This window comes from Nonomuraea sp. NEAU-A123, assembly GCF_018603905.1.
Classification (GTDB): Bacteria; Actinomycetota; Actinomycetes; order Streptosporangiales; family Streptosporangiaceae; genus Nonomuraea.
This window is the reverse complement of the sequence record NZ_JAHFZZ010000017.1, coordinates 221,028-235,819: the sequence shown is the minus strand read 5'-3', so window position 1 is coordinate 235,819 and position 14,792 is coordinate 221,028. Positions and strand designations below refer to the sequence as shown.

The following is a 14,792-nucleotide window of genomic DNA, read 5'->3' as shown; positions in this document are numbered from 1 at the left end:
CGTACACACTCCCGCCGCTCCTGCTCCGCAGGCGTGTACCCACCCCTTTGCCCGTACCGCATACCTCGGTCGTACCGCACCAAAAGCGATCCGTCACGAGGCTAAGACTCTACGCATTCAATCTGTGCATCCGTCTGGCTGAGATCATCCGCATCCGGCATGCCGAACGGCGCTCCCATGGCGGCGGGTAGACTCAGCCAGGAAGATGCTGCTGATCCTAAAGCGGCATTGCAGAAGTTCTGCTTGCAATCGGCAGGTTGCCAAGGGCTGATCCATGGTGCCGCCACCGTCAGCACGCGACACCAGGCGGTTACCGTCGCGGCATGTGGACGCCAACTCCTCCAACTGCGGCACCCCGTTCCTGCGCCCGGGGCCGACAGCACCAGCGGGATGTGCGCGGTTTCCTGCCATCGTCCATTGATTCACATGGGCCGCAGGAAGCAGAATCCACTTGTCGAGCTGCCGCTGATCATGTCTCATTCGGCGAGCGCGTCGGTGATCCTTCGCTTGGCGGCCTCGTCTTGGCCGACAATGCATTTGGCGTAGATACGCAGGAGTACATCAACGCTATGGCCGGCCCACGCGGCCACCTGAGGTGCGGGGACGCCAGCGTTGAGCCACATGGAAACGCAGGCGTGACGCAAGTCGTACGAGCGGGCGGCCAGTGGTGAGGCGAACTCCTTGTCCGTCAGGGCTGTCTTACGAGCGGCTTTCCAGGCTCGGCGGTATGTGATGAACGGCAGTTCACCGACCTTGACGCCGTAGAAAAGGCGCCCATGTGACCCTTTGTCGAACGTAGCGAGATGCGCCCTCACCTGCGCGTGAGTGGGCTGGGCAGCCGAGCATCAAGATGTTACGCCCGGTGCATAAGATATCCCGATGGTGGCGGGTTGACCGCGCAGCAGCGGTTACGTCGCGAGCAGGTGCGGATGAAGGCGGGCGGACCAGTTCGCCAAGGGCGGATGGATGCGGAGGTGGCACGGGAGTTCCGGGTCTCGCGCGTGTCGGCCGGCAAGCTCTTGAGATCGGCGGGCACGAAGCGCTGCTGTCCAAGGTGCACGGCGGGGCGATGTGCAAGCTGGATGATGCCCAGCTCGCGTGTCTGGAGCAGGTCCTGGACGAAGGACCGATGGCTTACGGGTGGCCAGACCAGTGCTGGACGTTGGCTCGGATCGCTGAGGTGATCGAACCGCCTCTTCAAAGGTCGGCTACATGCTGGGTGGGGTGTCTTACCTGCTGCACCGGATGGGCTGGAGCTGGCAGGCCCCGGCGCAGCGCGCCGCCGAACGCGACGAGCAGGCCGGCTCAGTTGGCGGGCAACGCTCAGGTAGGCCGCCAGACGGCACCCTTGCCGCCCTTCACCAGAAGAGCTCCTGCATCACGCTGCTGCTCTGGTTGACCCCCATAGCCACCCCAATCAGCCGCCACACCGCCTCGTCGGGTGTACGGCCGAGCGCGTGATACTTGCGGTTGACGATCATGAAGGTTGCGACGTGCCGCAGGTCCGGCCGCGCCTTATCCTTGTAAGGATCTTGGGGATCGGCGGGATCGCACTCGACGACTTCGATCCCGTACAAGTCCAGCTGCTTGTTCAGCTGGGGAAGGTCCACCGATAAGACGAGGTCAGGCTCTTTGGCTGCTACCTCCACATACTCCTGTACCTGCTTGAGCACCCCGGCAAGTTCCTCGAGGATGCGGCTCCGATTAGGTGAGGAGATGCGCCAGGTGTCCAGCTGGCCTTGAATCAAGGCGGCATGGTCGGCGCGCGTGATTCCGCTCAGCAGATCCCAGGCTGCTTCCCGGGCTTCTTGGCGTGTGTAGGGGGAGTTGTCGACTTCCTCCTCCTCTTCGTCGGAGGGGGAGATCATCGCAGCATCGCGGTTGCCGACCGGCTGTGCGGATGTCGATGGCTGACTACGCGTCGTGGCCGAGTCGGTATCGGGGCGTGGAAGGAGCGGTCGTGGTCCGTGGTTCTGGCTGCGGGAGCTTGCGGTGAGGTCGGCGGCACGAACGGCTGCCACCCACAGCGGCTTGAAGTCCTCCGGGTTGGTTTGCAGGGCTTCTGCCACGAGTTCGACTTGCCCCCAGCGGGGGAGCTTCTCGCATCGCAGCACCGCTCGGGCGGTGGTGTGGCTTAGGGCTTTGCCGGTGCGGCGTTCGATCTCGCGGTAGCTCGGCGCGCCGCCGTGCAGGTACGCATGGCTCAGCTGCTCGCGCAGCGCGGCCAAGGCCGCGGCAGCGTCGTCCGTGCCGGGCGGGACGGCTGTGGGTTCGGCGGGGGAGCTCATGATGGGTCGAGCATCCCAGAGTGGAAGAAAACGTAAAACCCACTTCGCGGAAAGTCGCCCGCGCCTGGTGTGAAGTGTCAACGTCTACCAGCGAACGCAGCCAGATGGAACGATGTGCGCCCGCGGTGGAAGACCTTGACGGAGATCGGAAACGCCCTCGTTCCTGCCTCCAAGCTGGGAGTACGTCCCCTGCTGCGGGGACCTCGCCAGCGAGGCGCACCCGCGCCGCCCCCTACCACCGGACACGGCGCAGGAGCGCCCGCGAGGCGCCCCAACCACGGAAGGAACACCCCCACCGATGATGCCGCAGCTCGCCCTGGGCGCCCTGACCCTACTGTCCTTGTTCGCCATCCTGGCCGGCATCTACCTGTACTCCGCCGACCAGGCCCGCCGCGGCCGCGCCTGGCGCCTCCTGCGCCTGCTGCTGCCGCGTCGATAGAACCCGTCAAGGTTTGAGCAGGCTTTCGGGCCAGCTCAGGCCGTCAATACGAAAGTCGCGGACCGCGTCTTACCGAGCAGCGCACTCGGGATGAGCTCGGCAAGAAGGTTCGCAGCGTCGACGGCGACAAGCGAGGCACGATTGTCGACGGGTCATTCGAGACCGGCTGGAAAGTGCAGCACGACGACGGCACCACTGATACGTACGGCCCCGATCTCATCGCGTAGGGCTGACCAGGCGGACCACGAGACGACGAGGGGGCGGCCCCGGGCAATAGAACCCGGGGCCGCCCTCTTCTCACGTGTTTAGCTAGATGTCGGCGGCGAGGTGATGACAGCTGAGCGCCCGGCAACGCTCTGGCGAGGCGTCGCTATCGAGGCGACATTAGTTCGAGGCGACGCACTGTCAGCGGCCCACCCACTTGACCAGATGCCAAAGGCTACGCAGGTCAGGAAGCCGGCGACAAGCGCCCGGCCGGGCCGCATGATCCCGCTTTCGCAGGAGTGATCGCCTTGGTGGGACTGGGGTCGAGTATCTTCGCCAGCCGAAGGAGTCGGACGCGGCGAGGAGTCGGGGCCGGTCCTGGAGCGGCAGGCCGTACGGCGGGCGCCGTATCAGGCGGGGCTCGTCGGGTGAGGGAGCGAGGTGGTCGTGATCGTGCATGATCCTCTCTACTCACTGCCTTGCCTGCCAGCGTGCCTCAGCGCAGCCACGCAGCGGAAACGACTCGGCAAGAGAGCAGTGCAAGACGAACCGGCCCCGGAAACAACCAGGGCCGGAGATGGATAAATGTGGCTATAGGTCCAAGGCGTTGTTGATTTTGCTGTTGACCTGCTCTTGCTGGCCGTCGATGCACTTGGCGTAGACCCGCAACAGGACGTCAACGCTGTGACCGGCCCGCTTGGCGACCTCGGGAGCCGGGACCCCCACGTTCAGCCAGAGCGAGACCGCCGTGTGGCGGAGGTCGTAGGGTCGAGCAGCCAGCGATGAGACGGCCTGTTCCGGGGCTAGGGCGAGCTTGCGGGCTTCCTGCCAGACGTAGGAGTGCGCCGAGCTGGAGTAGCTGCCGCCGGTGCCTGTGCTGAAGATTCTGCCGTCCTTGGCCGCCCCGAACTCAGCGATGTGCTCGCGGAGCATGGCGACCAGGACGGGTGGGATCGGGATCTCTGGTGTCTCTTTGTCCGCGCGGTGCTTCAGGCTGCGCGACTCGTGGGTCTCGCCGGAGTTGGTCCAGCGCTTCGTTGCCTGGGGCCGCGCCTTTTCCAGGACGATCAGGCCCCAGCCCGTCTCAGGCAAGGTGCAGTTCCTCAGCCGCAGGTCCGCCGCCTCCTCCGGCCGGAGCGCGGCGTAGTAGATGCAGGCGAACAGCGCCTTGAGCCGGGGACCGCGCTTGCGACCCACCTTGGGCACGGCGTCGAGGAGTTGCCGCGCTTGGACCGGATTGACCACCGTGCGCGGATCGACGACCGTCACAGCTCTTGGCACCGTCCATTTGATCTCGTCCAGCGGGTTGCTGCTGAACACCTTCTGCTCTACCGCGTGCTCCAACAGGTGATGGAGCACGGGGCGCTTACGCCGTACCGTGTTCGCGCCCGCCGGGAAACCGGCGAAGGTGACCGAGATAGCATCAAGAGCCGTACGAAGGACATGCGCCTCACCAAGTACCGCAAGAGGAAGAGACGCCCTCTCCAACCAGCTCAACGCCGCAGCTTGGCTCGTCGTCAGGTCGGCACGCCTGCTCTCTGGGAGCAGAACGTGAATCTTGAGGATCTCGCGCAGGTCCTCCGTGGTGGGACGGCGGGGCGCGTCGGCCACCAAGGCAGGCACCAACGTCAGGAGCGCGTACGCGTCTGTTTCGCGGGTGCGGGCCGCCGAGGTGTTCCACCGCCGGAGAACGTACGCTTGGGCGAAATCCAGGAACGACGGTCCGGAGGACTCACTCGCGAGCATCGACACCGGCAGACCAGTGGCAACGTCGAACTCCTCCCCCATCTTGGTCGCCTGGCGCAGGTCGGACATGAAGGCGTTGGCCAGCCCTTTAGTCCGGAAGGTCTTGGACTTGTCCTTGCCTGCCACTCGCCAGCGGGCGATGTAGGCGGGCGTGCCGCGGTTGGAACGCTGCTGTATCTGGCCGAGCTGCACGTAGTAGGTGGTGTTCACGCCGCCTCCCGTCGCGAGTCGAGCCAGGCCATGAAGTCGCTCCGCCAGACGCGGAGTTCGAGGTTCGGCAACTGGACACAGACCGGCGCACGGCCGAGCTCACGCAGCCGTGGCCTTGATCAAGGGAATCAGGGGCTTGTTTCGATCCTCGGCCACCTACCAGGGCAACCGCCACTGTTCGACGTCCGCGGCAGAGGGCGACCACCAGGTGTGGGGCCTGGGCGACGGGGATGCCATCTCGGTCCTCGGCGCCCCGGAGGACCACCGCCACTCATAGTCTCCGAACGAGTTGTGCTCCATCTCGTATTTGCGACACTCGGCAGTCCCGAATGGCCACCAGCGCTCGGTCGTCGAACCGACAAGCAGCTTGCCCAGGCCGTCGTTTCGATTGCTTGGCCGCCTTGAAGGGCACCACCACTTCCACTACGACGGCTGATCGGCCGACATATCAGCCACCCGGCCCTCGGGACGTTCCGCCCCGGCTTCCGCGGTGGATGACGATCGCCGCTCCAACGGTGGTCGCCTGTGTAGCAGGAGGGCGGTCAGGCCGCCCGCGACCAGGCCCCAGAACGCCGCGCCGATGCTCAGGATCGTCATCCCCGACGCGGTGACCACGAAAGTGACCACCGCGGCCTCCCGTCCCTCCGGCTCGGTCACCGCGCTGGCCAGCGACGAGCCGAGCGCCGACAGCAAGGCGAGGCCGGCCACTGCGGTGACCAGCACGGGTGGGGACAGCAGCACCAGAGCCATGGCCAGGCCGGCGCCGAGGCCGAGCGTCAGTTGCCCTGCGCCGAGGGCCACCGTCGCGATCCACCGGCGGCCGGGGTCAGGGTGGGTGTCCGGGCCGGCGGTCAGCGCTGCGGTGATCGCGGCCAGGTTGACGGCGTGACCGCCGAACGGCGCCGCCGCGGCGCTCGCCAGGCCGGTCGCGACGAGGACCGGGCGCAGGGGCGGCATGTACCCGTATGTCGCCATGACCGCCATACCGGGGACGTTCTGCGCGGCCATGGTGACGAGAAACAGCGGGATGGCGATGCTCACCACTACGGACGGGTTCAGCGTCGGAGTGGTCAGCTCGACTGCGGGCCGCAGCGCCGCGCCGGACAGGCCGTTGCTGGGCCCGTGCACCGCGATGGCGATGATCGCCACGACGAGCGCGCCCGGAACTGCCCACTTCCGCAGGTACCGCTGCAACACCGCCCAGGTTAGGACGACGGGCACGGCCAACAGCGGGATGTCGACGACGGCACGGACCGGTGCGGTGCACAGGCTGAGGATGACGCCCGCCAGCATGGCACCGGCGATCGGACGCGGGATGGCGGCGATCGCCCGGGCCGGCCAAGGCGACAGGCCGGCGAGGACGATGAGCCCGGCGCAGACGATGAACGCGCCGACCGCGGCCGGGAAGCCGCCGGACACAGGACCGGTAGCCACCAGCAGCGCCGCGCCGGGGGTAGACCAGGCGATGCTGATCGGCATGCGGTACCGCAGCCCAAGGAAGAGCGCCGCCGCCCCGATGCCGCAGCAGAGGGCGAGCAGCCCGGACGCGGCCTGCCCCGGCGTCGCCCCGACGGCACGCAGCCCGGCGAGCACGACGGTGAACGAACTGGCGTAGCCGACCACCGCGCTGACCAGCCCCGCCATGACAGCCTGCACCCGCACGCCAACCCCTCAGACTCGCAATCGTTCCGTTTGCGGAACGAACCATAGCCATGTGGCCACCGCGGGACAAGCCCGGCGGCGGAATGCAAGGATTGCCGGGTGAACGGCCGTGACACGGATATCGGGAGCCGGCTGCGGCGATTGCGGGAGGCCCGCGGCATCTCCCTGTCGGCGCTGGCCCGCAGCGCCGGCATCGGCAAGGCCACCCTGTCCGGCCTGGAACTGGGCACCCGCAACCCGACGCTGGAGACGCTCTACGCGGTGGCGGGAGCCTTGGGCCTACCGTTGACGGCCCTGGTTCTGGAGCCCGGCGCACCGCCCACAGAGGCAGTCCACGTGCCCGGCGCCGCCGTAACGGCCACACTGCTGGAGGTCTTCGAGGAGCCGACCGCAACGTTCGAGTTGCTGCGCATGCGCGTCCGCCCCGGCATCGTGCAACACTCGCCACCCCACGCCCCCGGCGTGACCGAACACGTCACGGTCCACGCGGGCGTGCTGCGCGCCGGCCCGGCCGACGCCCCCCTGCTGGCCGCGCCAGGCGAGCACATCTCCTGGCAAGCCGACGTCCCACACATCTACAGCACTGTCGGCCCAGACGAAGCGCTGGCCACCCTACTGATCCGCTCCCCCCGACAGGCCTGAACCGAATCCACGCCACATGAGTGCCGATCTGCTTCAGAGATTTGGTATCAGCCGCGGGCTGATCGGCCGAGCATCGACCCGGACGATGCGTTCGGCGCGTCCGCGCGCGGCTCAGGCCGGGTGAACATCAGCCCAGCGATCCCCTCGGTCAGCTCCGCATCCCAGGACACGATCAGATCGTAGGTACGAGAGCAGGTCACAAACCGACGATGAACCCACTACACCGCCGCATGGCATTTCCTTTGACGCCCGCCCGCCCGTCGGCGAGGGCGACGGTGATGTTTCGGTAGCGGCGACTATTCACGGCGAATGCGCGCGTTTATCGTTCGGAGCCTGCCGGAAGCGAACAACCAACAAATGGGGGCTCCATGTCAGCGCGTTCACGACTGGTCGTGGTGACCATTCTCGCCGTCACGTGGATCGGCGGAGGAGGCGTGAGCGGAGCCGAGGCGGCGGTGAAAGTCGACAGCCTCCAGCAGGACATCGGGACGGCCGTCTACGCGGTCCATCGATTCTGGTCAGATCACTGGTCGGATTACTTCCCCGGGAGATATTCGCCGCCCCGCGTCCTGGGTTCCTACGACGGGCGCGACCCGAACCGGCCTGCGTGCTCGGGACACAAGATGCTGCCCTACAACGCCTCCTACTGCATGACCCAGCATTTCATCGCCTGGGACATCAACCTGATGAGGATGAGCTACACCTACGGCGACGGGCTGGTGTACCAGGTCATCTCACATGAATGGAGCCACGCCGTCCAGAATCGTATGCCGTTCAGATATCTGGCGGCGCAGGTCGAACTGCAGGCGGACTGCATGGGAGGGGCGGCACTCGCGGGGGCGTCGAGGGACGGCACGCTGACGTGGGAGCGGGGCGACAACCGAGAGATCGCGGCGACGCTGCGGGGGCTGTCGGGTGACACGCCGTGGACGAACCCGCGCGATCACGGCAGCGCCACCGAACGGATCAACGCGTTCAACACCGGCGTCCGGTACGGCGTCAGGGCGTGCCTGGCCTAGCTCGCCTGCAGATCGACCTGGTGTTCGCCCCCGACGAGCACGCAGTAGTGCAGCACTCTGCTGACCACTTTGGTGACCATGTCCGCGCGACCCCTGTCCAGCCAGACGTATCCGGCCTGGGCCATCGCCCGCAGGGCGGGGTCGTCGGACGAGGCGACACGGTTGATGAGCCCGGCCGCCAGCACGTAGTAGCGCTGGTCGGTGTTGAGCGCGTCGCGCACTCCCGGGCTGGCGAACACGCCCAAGGCGTAGCGGCAGGCGTCGAGCTGCGGAACCGAGCCCGGCTTGATCGGCTGGTTGGCCGCCTCCATGACCGGCCGCTGCCAGGTCATGCGCGCCGCGGGGATGGCCCCGACGGTCAGCCGCCAGTTCAGCAGGGCGCCGTAGACGCCGGCCGCCAAGGCGAGCGTTATCACGATCGTCGCGCTCGCCACGACCGGGCGGTTGACGCCCCGACGCGGTTCGGGGACGGGCGGTCGCCTCCGGGCTCTGAGGAGGCTGCCGCACCCGGCGAGCAGAAGACAGGGGTAGATCGCGTACGTGTACGTGAGCGTGGCGTAGTTGCCGATCGTCACCTGGAGCGGCGCGCCCTGCGCGAAGCAGGCGCCCGCCCGCTCCCACCCGCATTCGGCCACGGCGACATGGCCGAGGATCACCAGAGCCATCGGAACGACCGCCGCCAGGAGCATGACCCCCGCATGAGCCACGGCCCACGTTCCCGAGCCGCGGCCGCCGACCAGGATCCCGGCCGCCAGCGCGGCCAGCGCCAGCAGGCCCACGGCCACGCCCATGGTCACGTAGACGGCCTCGAGGAACTGACCCGTACCCACCTGCCTGCTGCCCGCGGTGAGCATGGGTTGCAGCGCGAAACCGCCCACCGCCATGAGACAGCAGGCCACGGCGAACGGCAGGGATGCCCGTACGAGGTGGGCGGGCAAGCGCTGGAGCAGGACGGGCGCGGCGTCGTCGAGATGAAGCCGCAGGCCGCTCCCCGGTGCCGGCCGCGCTCGTGTCCCGGCCGCCACAAGGTAGGCGCAGGCCAGCGCGATAGTGAGCACCAGTGGGGTGTACCTGACCATCGTCACCAGTGTCACCACCAGCAGGTCCCACGTGACACCGGCCTGGACGACGGTGGCGATGCCATAGAACCAGAATCCCAGCCACGAGCCGATCACCACCGCCGACACCGCCACGGCCGCCAGGGTGATCGTCCGAGGGTGGGTGGAGACGGCCAGCCAGGCCGAGGAGCAAGCCTTGGCCCAGGAGAGGAATGCCCTGATGATCAGCAGAAGCACGAGACAGTAGGTGAGCCCGATCAGCGGGTTCGCGGAGGCGAGGGTCCAGATCCACACCTCCGCGCGGATCATGGCCGCGTACTGGCCGGCGATGACGCCCACCGTGAAGCTGGCCGAGGCCCACCACAGACTCATCCGCGAACCCTGTCCCGCGAGCCGCCCGGTACTCGCCCTCCAGACGGCCACGACAAGGACGCCTGAGATGAGCAGCCCGAACATGAGCCCGGGCGTGAAATAGCGGGCGTCGACCACCCCCTCGATGTCGAGCTGGGAATAGGAGTGGTAGACGGGTGCGAAACCCAGGCCCGCCAGCGACCCCGCGCTGAACATCTCCCACTGGTCCAGACGCAGGAGCCTGCCCGGCTCGTTCAGTACGGCCAGGCGATATCGCCGGGCGGGATGACTGCTGAAGAAGCGCAGCGGCCCCGGGTAGCGCCGGTTCGACGAGGCGGTCTCGATCGCCGCAGCCATCGTCTCCTGTCGTTCGGCGGTGTCGCCCGCCCTGACGTCCGCGTGGTGCTCGCGGGCGCGAAGCACCGCGGTCCTGGCCAGCCACAGCACCAGGGTCATCGCCGCCAGCCTGGCGCACTGCGGAAGCAGGCCGCCGGGAATCCAGATCGCCGTGGCGACCAGCGCGGGCACGCAGGCCGTCAGCAGGAACGACCACCAGATCGCCACCGTGAAGTGCGCGATGCCGACGTCGCGGTTGCGAATGTGCGCCAGTTCGTGCCGCAGGACCGCCTCGGTAATGGCGGGCGTCGTCGCGTGCGCGAGGACCAGCCCCATGCTCAGCACCACGATGTGGCGTCGCGGCAGGCCGAGCGCGCGCCCGGTGACTTCTCCCCTTCCCGGATCCACCAGCAACCGGACGTTCTTGCCGGGAGCCTCCTCCTCGGCGATGGAGGTGAACCCGCGTACCAGGTCCGCGTGGGCTTCGCCGCCGCTCACCTGCGCGAGGGCCATGAGTCCGCGGCGGTACGCCCACAGCGGGTGAAACGCGTAGAGCAGCAGGGCGAACAGCGCGGGCACGACGAGCGACCCGATCGGCAGGAGTGCCTCGCCCGCCGTCACTCCCGCGGTGCATTCGCCGTACCTGTCCACGAGCAGGGTCGGTTCGACCGAGCGCACGCCGGAACGCAGCGATGACAGGCACTCCGCGTGCCGAACGTGCTCGGGCAGATAGGCGACGCGCAGCCGGAGCTCGAACAGAAACAGGGCAAGGTAGAGGGAGCAGGCGATCGTCGCGGTGATCAGGATGAGGAACCGGGACGTCGTCGACGACGGCAGCGCGAACGGGTTCAGCCTGCGGCCTGACACCATCTCGCCCGCCGCGGTCACCTCTCGCCCGACAAGTGCCCGAAGGTCGCCTGTCGCAGGCGGAGGGCCGTGGCCTTGTCCACGCCCAGCGCGAGTGCGATCTCCTCGACAGCCTGCGCGGTCTCCTTCACCTGAGCGGGGTCGAGAACGGGAACGACGGTCTCGGAGCCGGCAATGGGCGCCGGGCGCGAAGGGAAGAGCCTGTCCCACACGCTCTTGGAGACCTGTTTCGAGGTACGTTCGACGGCCTGGGTGAGCGTGTTGGTCGCCGCGCCGGTCAGGACGGTCAGGACGATGGGAGTCAGGAGTGTCACCGCGTCCGCGAGCGAGAACCCGAGAAGGTCGTCACCGCCGCCGCGGAAGGCTCGCCGAGGGTTTCTCCGGGTGGCCTGGGCGATCGCCGGAAAGTATTCCGCCTCTTTGGGGGCGACCTCGGCGACAATGGCGCGAGCCATGTCATCGAAGCGCCGAACGGGCCCGTTCTCCGATTCCGACGCCATACCTGTCCTTAACGAATGAATGGCCAGAGTCACCGCATGCTAACTTCCGTTCTGACGGGAGCACCAGAAAGAAAAGTTCCGGCCACCGTGATACGCGTTGCGCGTCAAGTACAAAAGCAATTCCGATTCGGGCGGAAATGATACGACGTGTCCGGATTTCGCGGCTGAGGGCGGGCGGGTGCAGGCAGGCAAGCCCGTACAGCCGAAAACCGGTTGCCTCGAATGGCAGGGCTCAGGGAATGTGGAGTCCATGATGCTCTGACGGACAGCACCCGCTACCCCGAGATGCCACGGCGTCGGCTCGTGCCGTAATGCCGCCTGCCCACACCCTGTTCAGCGAAGAGAGCGTCTTTGTCTCAGCAAGACACCCGGACCCCGGCCACCGTCACCGTGTTCGCCTCCCCCACAAGCTGGATCGAGTCCGATGCCGTCGCGCAATGCCACCAGGTGGCCACCCTCGACGGCATGATGCACGTAGCCGGCATGCCGGACCTGCACCCCGGCAAGGGCGCCCCCATCGGCGCCGCCATGGCGTCGGCCCTCTTGTACCCGTTCCTGGTGGGGTCCGACATCGGTTGCGGCATCGCCGTGTTCCCCGTCAAGCTGAAGCGCGCCGTACCCGAGAAGCTCGCCGCCCGGTTCCCCGATCTCGATCGAGAGCTGGACCTCGAGGATCCCGCCTGGGCCGTGGTCAAGGGTGATGTTCCCGCGGGTCACGTCGAGGGCCTCGGGACGGTCGGCCGGGGCAACCACTTCGTCGAGCTGGCGCGGATCGGGACCGTCTTCGAGCCGGGGCACGCGAGCCGTCTCGGACTCGCCGCCGGGGACCTGGTTCTCATCGTCCACAGCGGTTCCCGCGGGCTGGGCGAGCGGATCCTGCGGGCGCACACCGAGGTCAACGGCGCGGGACCCGCCCCTGATCCCGGCGCCTACCTGGCGATGCATGACGACGCCGTACGCTGGGGATCGCTCAACCGTCGGCTGCTGGCCGCCCGGGTCGCCCATGCCCTGGGTACCGAGCCCACCGAACCGATCGTCGACCAGTGCCACAACCTGGTCGAGATCCGCGACGGCATCTACCTGCACCGCAAGGGGGCGGCGCCGGGTGACGGCCGCGACGTGCTCATCGCCGGTACGCGAGGCACCCCTTCCTATCTCGTGGCCGCCCACGCCGGGCCGGACGCCAACCATTCCGTGGCGCACGGCGCGGGCCGCAAGATGTCGCGTGCCGACGCCCTGCGCCGGGGCCGGGCCAAGCACACGGTCGAGGAGCTGCGCCGCACACCGATGGGATCGCTGGTGGTGTGCGGTGACCGCCAACTGCTCTTCGAGGAGGCACCAACGGCCTACAAGCGCATCGAACAGGTAATCGCCGACCTCGTCGACCATGACCTGGCCACGCCCGTGGCCACCACGATCCCTCTGGTCACCTACAAGACACCCGACCTCGGCCCCCGAAGCCGCCGGAAGCGAGGCCGGCCGTGAGCGTTCACCTGCTCCTGTCGGCCGGGCGCGGCCCGCAGGAGTGCGCCTGGGCACTGGCCCAACTGCTGCACCGCCTGGAAACCGACGCCACCCGGCAGAACCTGGAGACCCATCGAGCCCAGACCGTTCCCGGTGACCGGCCCGGCAGCTACCGTTCGGTCCTCATCCAGATCGAAGGAGACGGCGCCGAGGCATTCGCCGCCTCGTGGACCGGAACCCTGTGCTGGCAGGCCCCCAGCCCATACCGGACCAACACCAGCCGAAAGAACTGGTACGTCATCGCCCAACCGTGCCAGGTCGACACCCCCCACACGACCTTCACGGAAGCAGACGTCGACATCGTCGCCTGCCGCACCGGCGGCCCCGGCGGGCAACATCGAAACAAGGCCAGCACGGCCGTACGGGCGATCCACCGGCCCACGGGGATCGTCGTCGTGGTCGACACCGAACGGCAGTTCAGCCTCAACCGCCGCATCGCCATACGGCTGCTGCGACAGCGCCTCGAGCACGGCAACGAGGCGGCAGGACGCGCCGTCACCACGGCCCGCTGGCGCATCCACGATGAGCTCGTACGCGGCAACCCCACCCGTATCGAACGTCCGTAAACGTCGAAGCAGGACCTGGCTCCGCCGTCATCGGCATCCACGTCGGCGGCCGGATCTTCATGGCGTGGGGCCGGCAGCGCTGGGATCGAGCAGGATAATGACGGTCAGCACGACGATCCAGGCCACGACCGCAGTCAGGATGAGCCTGTTCAGGGAGGGCCTGCGGCGGAAGAACTTCAGGCTCTTCACAGCCATCCGCTCTTCCGCAGCAGCCGGTGCACGATGATCACGGAGATGACCATGAGGCTCAGGCTGAGGGGATAGCCGAGCAGCCAGTGCAGTTCGGGCATGTAGTCGAAGTTCATGCCATAGATCCCGGCGATCATGGTGGGGACGGCGATGAGGGCCGCCCACGAGGAGATCTTGCGCATGTCGGCGTTCTGTTGCATGGCCGCGGTGCTCTGCTCCCGGCTCACCAGGGCCAGGTGCGCGCTCAAGGCGCTGGTCAGCAGTTCATTGTGCTCATCGACCTGGGCGTCCACTCGAAGCAGGTGGTCCAGCACGTCTCGAAATTGGTCGCGGGCGACGGTGCGCAGCTCCACCCGGCCTTTGACGATCTCCTCCAGGACCGGCACCAGCGGGTCCTGGGCCGCACGGAATTCCAGTACCTCCCGCTTGAGGGAGTAGATGTCCTCGGTGACATCGGTGTACTCCCCGCTGAACACCCGCCGCTCCAACGCGATGAGGTCATGCTCGACCTCATGGGAGATGCGGGAGTAGGTGTCGACGACCTGATCACAGATCGCGTACAGCACCCCAGCCGGCCCTGCCGCCAGCAGGTCGGGATCGGATTCGATGCGCCGCCGCACCCCCGCGAGCGGGTTGGCCCGGCCGTGACGGACACTGATGACGAAGTCGCCGCTCAGGAACAGGTTGATCTCGCCGACCTCGATGTCGGAGGTCTCTTCCACGTACAGCAGCGGTTTGAGGACCACGAACAGGGTGTCGTCGTAGCGTTCGAGCTTGGGCCGCTGGTGGGCGTGGATGGCGTCCTCGACCGCCAGGGGGTGCAGCTTGACCTCGCTGGTGATCAGGTCGAATTCCTCCTGGGTGGGCTCGTGCAGGCCGATCCATAGGTAACAGTCGCCTCTGGCGCGGGCGGCGTTGAAGGCATCGCTGATGTCGCCGGTGATGGTCTCACGCATGCCGTTGCAGTAGATCGCCTTGTCCACAATCACATCAGGCATTGTGACGGATCCGCCAACTCTCCTCCATTTCCTCCCCTGTCAGGGGAGTTCACGCAGACATTCCCCACCATCGCCCGCGCCCTGGCGGAAGGCCGCCGCACCGGACTCACCGCCGACGACATCTTCAACGCGGGCGTATCCCTGATCATCGGAGACCGCGACATGCGGTAGCCCAGGAATTGTCCACTGTCCC

General features: G+C 67.4%; 15 protein-coding genes. 6 read left to right on the top strand and 9 right to left on the bottom strand.

All coding sequences use genetic code 11. The features are described 5' to 3' along the window. Positions 1-476: 476 nt before the first annotated feature. A complete protein-coding gene (locus tag KLK06_RS41410) occupies positions 477-815 on the bottom strand; it encodes a hypothetical protein (protein ID WP_214641156.1) in 339 nt (112 codons plus the stop codon). 397 nt (positions 816-1,212) lie between these two features. On the opposite strand from KLK06_RS41410, the gene KLK06_RS63275 reads away from it, so the two are divergent. After that, positions 1,213-1,461, top strand: coding sequence for a winged helix-turn-helix domain-containing protein (locus KLK06_RS63275; RefSeq protein ID WP_214641155.1), 249 nt, complete (start codon positions 1,213-1,215; stop codon positions 1,459-1,461). On the opposite strand, the gene KLK06_RS41400 is transcribed toward KLK06_RS63275, so the two are convergent. Further along, positions 1,359-2,288: a hypothetical protein gene (locus KLK06_RS41400; RefSeq protein ID WP_214641154.1), complete on the bottom strand. Its 930-nt coding sequence runs from the start codon at positions 2,286-2,288 to the stop codon at positions 1,359-1,361. The genes KLK06_RS63275 and KLK06_RS41400 overlap by 103 nt on opposite strands. A 298-nt stretch (positions 2,289-2,586) precedes the next feature. Between KLK06_RS41400 and KLK06_RS41395 the strand changes: the two genes are divergently transcribed. Further along, entirely contained in the window at positions 2,587-2,727 is a 141-nt protein-coding gene (locus tag KLK06_RS41395) for a hypothetical protein (protein ID WP_214641153.1), read from the top strand. A 795-nt stretch (positions 2,728-3,522) separates the two neighbouring features. Here the strand turns inward: KLK06_RS41395 and KLK06_RS41390 are convergent. Then, positions 3,523-4,887, bottom strand: coding sequence for a tyrosine-type recombinase/integrase (locus tag KLK06_RS41390; protein ID WP_214641152.1), 1,365 nt, complete (start codon positions 4,885-4,887; stop codon positions 3,523-3,525). A gap of 423 nt (positions 4,888-5,310) precedes the next feature. After that, entirely contained in the window at positions 5,311-6,549 is a 1,239-nt protein-coding gene (locus KLK06_RS41385; protein ID WP_308168689.1) for a benzoate/H(+) symporter BenE family transporter, read from the bottom strand. 99 nt (positions 6,550-6,648) lie between these two features. Here KLK06_RS41385 and KLK06_RS41380 point away from each other — a divergent pair, with 99 nt between their 5' ends. Beyond that, positions 6,649-7,191: a helix-turn-helix domain-containing protein gene (locus KLK06_RS41380; RefSeq protein ID WP_214641151.1), complete on the top strand. Its 543-nt coding sequence runs from the start codon at positions 6,649-6,651 to the stop codon at positions 7,189-7,191. Positions 7,192-7,238: 47 nt separating this feature from the next. On the opposite strand, the gene KLK06_RS61935 is transcribed toward KLK06_RS41380, so the two are convergent. Continuing rightward, positions 7,239-7,361 (bottom strand): hypothetical protein, encoded by a 123-nt coding sequence (locus KLK06_RS61935; RefSeq protein ID WP_284735279.1) that lies wholly within the window; start codon positions 7,359-7,361, stop codon positions 7,239-7,241. A gap of 198 nt (positions 7,362-7,559) precedes the next feature. Between KLK06_RS61935 and KLK06_RS41375 the strand changes: the two genes are divergently transcribed. Continuing rightward, positions 7,560-8,210 (top strand): neutral zinc metallopeptidase, encoded by a 651-nt coding sequence (locus KLK06_RS41375; protein WP_214641150.1) that lies wholly within the window; start codon positions 7,560-7,562, stop codon positions 8,208-8,210. Here the strand turns inward: KLK06_RS41375 and KLK06_RS41370 are convergent. Further along, positions 8,207-10,843, bottom strand: a complete 2,637-nt coding sequence (locus KLK06_RS41370; protein ID WP_214641149.1) for a M48 family metalloprotease — start codon at positions 10,841-10,843, stop codon at positions 8,207-8,209. The two genes, KLK06_RS41375 and KLK06_RS41370, sit on opposite strands and share 4 nt — an antisense overlap. Beyond that, entirely contained in the window at positions 10,840-11,277 is a 438-nt protein-coding gene (locus KLK06_RS41365; protein ID WP_214641148.1) for a hypothetical protein, read from the bottom strand. The genes KLK06_RS41370 and KLK06_RS41365 overlap by 4 nt, the downstream gene beginning before the upstream one ends. Positions 11,278-11,673: 396 nt before the next feature. On the opposite strand from KLK06_RS41365, the gene KLK06_RS41360 reads away from it, so the two are divergent. Further along, complete coding sequence (locus KLK06_RS41360; protein ID WP_250906793.1) at positions 11,674-12,807, top strand: RNA ligase RtcB family protein; 1,134 nt, start codon at positions 11,674-11,676, stop codon at positions 12,805-12,807. Next, positions 12,804-13,412 carry a peptide chain release factor H gene (prfH, locus tag KLK06_RS41355; RefSeq protein WP_214641147.1) on the top strand — a complete coding sequence of 203 codons (609 nt, stop codon included), beginning with the start codon at positions 12,804-12,806 and terminating at the stop codon, positions 13,410-13,412. Before KLK06_RS41360 ends, prfH begins: the two co-directional genes overlap by 4 nt. 57 nt (positions 13,413-13,469) lie before the next feature. Here prfH and KLK06_RS61930 read toward each other — a convergent pair whose 3' ends face one another. Both KLK06_RS61930 and KLK06_RS41350 read right to left on the bottom strand, forming a co-directional pair. Further along, positions 13,470-13,601: a hypothetical protein gene (locus KLK06_RS61930; RefSeq protein ID WP_284735278.1), complete on the bottom strand. Its 132-nt coding sequence runs from the start codon at positions 13,599-13,601 to the stop codon at positions 13,470-13,472. After that, positions 13,598-14,599 (bottom strand): magnesium and cobalt transport protein CorA, encoded by a 1,002-nt coding sequence (locus KLK06_RS41350; protein ID WP_250906792.1) that lies wholly within the window; start codon positions 14,597-14,599, stop codon positions 13,598-13,600. Before KLK06_RS41350 ends, KLK06_RS61930 begins: the two co-directional genes overlap by 4 nt. Positions 14,600-14,792: the final 193 nt, after the last annotated feature.

Bases quoted from the DNA above. Each gene is read 5' to 3' on its own strand.
- KLK06_RS41365 (WP_214641148.1), bottom strand. From the start codon at position 11,277: ATGGCTCGCGCCATTGTCGCCGAGGTCGCCCCCAAAGAGGCGGAATAC.
- KLK06_RS63275 (WP_214641155.1), top strand. From the start codon at position 1,213: ATGCTGGGTGGGGTGTCTTACCTGCTGCACCGGATGGGCTGGAGCTGG.
- KLK06_RS41350 (WP_250906792.1), bottom strand. From the start codon at position 14,599: ATGCCTGATGTGATTGTGGACAAGGCGATCTACTGCAACGGCATGCGT.
- KLK06_RS41375 (WP_214641150.1), top strand. From the start codon at position 7,560: ATGTCAGCGCGTTCACGACTGGTCGTGGTGACCATTCTCGCCGTCACG.
- KLK06_RS41400 (WP_214641154.1), bottom strand. From the start codon at position 2,288: ATGAGCTCCCCCGCCGAACCCACAGCCGTCCCGCCCGGCACGGACGAC.
- KLK06_RS41395 (WP_214641153.1), top strand. From the start codon at position 2,587: ATGATGCCGCAGCTCGCCCTGGGCGCCCTGACCCTACTGTCCTTGTTC.